This window comes from Rhizobium sp. PEPV16 (assembly GCF_008919455.1).
GTDB lineage: Bacteria > Pseudomonadota > Alphaproteobacteria > Rhizobiales > Rhizobiaceae > Rhizobium > Rhizobium leguminosarum_Q.
In genome coordinates this window covers 1-828 of sequence record NZ_VSZV01000023.1, presented here as the reverse complement: position 1 = coordinate 828, position 828 = coordinate 1, and the positions used below count along the sequence as shown (strand labels likewise).

General features: G+C 59.4%; 2 pseudogenes. One reads left to right on the top strand and one right to left on the bottom strand.

The annotated features are described in order from the left end of the window. Nucleotides 1–574, bottom strand: a pseudogene (locus tag FY112_RS00155) (bifunctional diguanylate cyclase/phosphodiesterase); the annotation flags it as partial. Between the two features lie 103 nt (nt 575–677). Between FY112_RS00155 and FY112_RS00150 the strand changes: the two are divergent. Continuing rightward, nucleotides 678–828 (top strand): annotated as a pseudogene (locus FY112_RS00150) (amino acid ABC transporter); the annotation flags it as partial.

The following is an 828-nucleotide window of genomic DNA, read 5'->3' as shown; positions in this document are numbered from 1 at the left end:
CGGCGCTTGCAAGGCGGGCTTCCATTGAGGACGGCGTTCGTTCGTTCAAAGCCGTGCTTCGCCTGACCCCAAGACGGGCATCCTTAAGGAGAGGCAAAAAGAGAGGCTTCATCCAGCGGTATCGCTTCTCCGTTTGAGCGTCCGCCAGCATGAGCAGTTGAGCCTTGTCATCGACGACAAAGGCCTGATCGTAGCCGAAGGCAGACATCGCCGTCTGGCTGATCGCACTCCCGGCTGCCGCCGTCAAAACGGCATCGAGGCTGGAGGAGCCTTCGGTCGCCAGGGCGGCAGGATAAACACGTGCGAGGTAACCATTGCCGAACTGCCCGATAACATGTGCGACTTGATCGACCTGTTCCCGCAGGCGGGCATTCACAAGCTGGCGCTGTCGATCAAGGGCGGCAGCGTCGCTCTCGGTTCCTGCCCAGAGCGCCGATAGCACGACGAGTCCGATCGCTCCAAGCCCGCTGACGGCAATCAGAAACAGAATTCTTCCCGAAGCGATCCAGGATTGCTGAAACGTGTTGGAGCTGGAAGGAAGAACGATGTGCAAGCGTAGACCCCTGAACACCACGACATGGGCGCATTCGTCGACGCTAACAAAGAAGCGTTCACGTAGAATTAAAGGCTGCGGCGCACTATGGGCGAGATTGAATACGCCCAAGGAGCTCCCGACGATGTTGCGCATATCCATTCAGACTATACTGCGCGGAGCGCTGATGGCGGGCGGGATGGGTATCCTACTGGCTGCGACCTCGCCGCTCGAGGTGGCCGCGCAAGATCGCACTCCCATGAGAGTTGCCGTCGAAGGTGCGTTTCCGCCCTTCA